This window comes from Desulfitobacterium sp. (genome assembly GCF_982384815.1).
On the sequence record NZ_CEVWNY010000176.1, the window covers coordinates 1 to 2,936 of the forward strand.

The 2,936-nt window shown below is 44.9% G+C and carries 3 protein-coding genes and 2 pseudogenes; all 5 read right to left on the reverse strand.

What is annotated here, in order from left to right:
* A pseudogene (locus AC1U9U_RS15765) lies at positions 1-235 on the reverse strand (hypothetical protein); the annotation flags it as partial.
* Positions 229-927: an ABC transporter ATP-binding protein gene (locus AC1U9U_RS15770; protein ID WP_479961501.1), complete on the reverse strand. Its 699-nt coding sequence runs from the start codon at positions 925-927 to the stop codon at positions 229-231. The gene AC1U9U_RS15770 and the pseudogene AC1U9U_RS15765, both read right to left, overlap by 7 nt.
* Positions 924-1,295 (reverse strand): GntR family transcriptional regulator, encoded by a 372-nt coding sequence (locus AC1U9U_RS15775; RefSeq protein WP_479961502.1) that lies wholly within the window; start codon positions 1,293-1,295, stop codon positions 924-926. The genes AC1U9U_RS15770 and AC1U9U_RS15775 overlap by 4 nt, the downstream gene beginning before the upstream one ends.
* Before the next feature lie 203 nt (positions 1,296-1,498).
* The gene (locus AC1U9U_RS15780; RefSeq protein WP_479961503.1) at positions 1,499-2,692 is read right to left on the reverse strand and encodes an ABC transporter permease; all 1,194 of its coding nucleotides are present in this window, start codon (positions 2,690-2,692) and stop codon (positions 1,499-1,501) included.
* Positions 2,689-2,936 (reverse strand): annotated as a pseudogene (locus tag AC1U9U_RS15785) (macrolide ABC transporter ATP-binding protein); the annotation flags it as partial. The gene AC1U9U_RS15780 and the pseudogene AC1U9U_RS15785, both read right to left, overlap by 4 nt.

Here is a 2,936-nt window from a genome sequence, read left to right on the forward strand (position 1 = left end):
AAAGAAGGTTTTTATAGAAACGCTGAATAGTCATCAACAAGGTCATGACAAATGTGCCTACCATAATAACAACATAGATGCCCATACTGATCACAGCCGGTGTTTCAAATTGTTGAGTGGCGCTTAACGCCATGGTAAAACGGTTAATCACGGCAAAAACCAATAAGGCGAGAAATAAAGGTAAAAAAACACGACTGGTGGCCTTGATTTCATATTTCATCAATTTCACTAACATCTGAACACCTCCCGGAATAGGGCATCTACCGATTTTCCCTTTTCGCTGCGGATTTCATCCACTGAAGCAGTCAGGGCTACTTGCCCTTGGTTAATAAAGACAACGTAATCCAAGATATTTTCAATTTCGGAAATTAGGTGGGTGGAAATTACCACGGTACCATGCTCATTGTAGTTACTGAGAATGGTTTTAAGGATATAATCACGTGCCGCGGGGTCCACTCCCCCAATGGGCTCATCCAAGAGGTAAAGCTCTGCTTCCCGACTCATGACCAGGATAAGCTGAACTTTCTCCTTGGTACCCTTGGACATGGTCTTAAGTCTATCATTGGCATTAATATTGAGGCTTCGCAGCATATCATAGGCCTTCTCAGGCTTAAAATCCTCATAAAAATCCTTAAAAAGCTCAATGATTTCATGGACTCGCATCCAATCATTAAGATAGGTTTTTTCCGGTAGATAGGAAACGATCTTTTTAGTCTCGATCCCCGGTTTCTTTCCGCTAACGAGGAGTTCTCCACTGGTGGGAGTTAATAGTTCATTAGCCAGTTTGATCAAGGTGCTTTTACCGCTGCCGTTAGGCCCGAGGAGACCGATGATCTGCCCCCGACCAAGAGTTAGATTGACATTATTAAGGGCGACCCTGTTACCGAATTTTTTGGTCAAGCCCTTGCATTCTAAGATCGGGTTCATTTTTTCATCTCCTCTGCCAAGTTATTAATAATGTTTAAAATCTCTTTTTGCTCAAATCCCATTAACTTCATTTTCTCAAGAAACTCTAAGATCTGTTCTCTAGCCACTTTAGTTTTTGCCATCTCTACCATACGCGCATCCTCCGTTACCGACCGACCGCTGGTGCGGTGGGTAAAAATCAAACCATCCTCTTCTAGTTTGGCTAAAGCCCTTTGCATAGTGTTGGGATTCACCGCCGCCTCCTGAGCCATATCCCGTACCGAAGGAAGCTTCGACCCTAAGGGGTATACTCCGGAAAAGATCATCATCTGAATCTGCTCAATCAGCTGGGTGTAGATTGGCCTGTCATTTTTCAATTCCCATGACATGTTCTCACCTCTTGTATCAATGTATTACTGTATCGTTGTACTAATTCCTTAATACAATAATACATCATTTACACTAGATGTCAAGGGATTTATATTTGAATTTCTCAATTATTTTCTTCTCATGTTGCACGGAAAATCTAATTAAGCAAAGAAAAAACCATGATCGGATCGAACTCCAGATCATGGCAAATAACCGCGTTTATTCACTCATAGCGCAAAGCTTCCACAGGACTCATCTTGGCTGCCTTGCGAGCCGGGTAAAGGCCGAAGAAGAGCCCAATCGTTGTGGAAAAGACAAAAGCAATTACAATGGTCATGGGGGATATGGCCGGTGGAATCTTCGCCAGCCCTGCGGCAAGGACACCGCCGCCGATACCGAGCAAAGCACCGATCGCCCCGCCTATAGAACAAATGACGACTGCTTCAATAAGAAATTGGATCATAATATCCTTATATCTGGCCCCTAAAGCCTTGCGGATGCCGATTTCTCTTGTCCGCTCAGTCACTGAGACCAGCATGATATTCATGACCCCGATTCCTCCTACCAAAAGGGAGATGGCAGCGATGGAACCAATCACCAGCTGCAAAATGGTCATGATGGTATCAATCTGTTCCACATTTTGCTGCAGACTGTAAGCTTGATAGCTATTCTCCGTATGGTGACGGCTGTTCAGGATCTTTTTCGCCTGGTTCATAGCACTTTCGGTTTTATCTTTACTCACGGCACTGGCTTCTATATAAGGAACATAATCGATATTAACCATGTTTTGCAAAGCGGAATAGGGAATATAAACGGAAGAAGGCTGATTCGGCCCTCCCATCAAGAAGCTTTCATCCCGCTGGGTTATCCCGATGACCGTATAGGAGATGCCAAAGATATTGATTTGCTTTTTTAGGGCTTCTCCCCTGCCGAAAAGGTCTTCAGCCAGCTTACTGTCAATAACGACTACTCTTCTCCCTCCTTTTTCATCCTCTTCAGATAGAAACCGGCCTTTTTCCAGCTTAATATTTCTAACATGTTTGTATTCAGGCCAAACCCCATAGGTATACACCCGTTTGCTTTTTCTTTCATACTGGGCAGAAAAAGACCAGGAATCAGCCGGGGAGATATATTTAATATCCGGGGCCACATTCCGGATTACTTCTAAATCCTGAACCGTTATCATATCGGCTTGGGTAAGAGGAGATTGCTCGTCGCTGCGGGGATAAACAGAAAATAAATTGGTACCGATATTTTCCAGAGAAGACATAATAGCAGCTTGCCCCACCTGCCCGATAGCCACGACGGTAATTACTGCCGCTACCCCGATAATAATACCAAGCATTGTCAAGGCAGAGCGCATTTTATTGGCTCTGATCCCTTCGAAAGCTACCTGGACGCATTCTTTAAAATTCATACCGGCCCCTCCTCCATCGCAGGGAGCCCGGCCAGAATATCCCTGGCCTGAACCGGTTCTTCCACCGCTTCATCTTCCATGAGCAGGCCATCCCGAAATTTAAGAATTCTTTGGGTATGCTGGGCGATTTCAGGTTCGTGGGTGACCAGGACAATGGTCACTCCCTGCTGATTGAGCTCCTGAAAAATAGCCATCACTTCTTCTCCCGAACGGGTGTCAAGATTGCCGGTGGGTTCATCCGCCA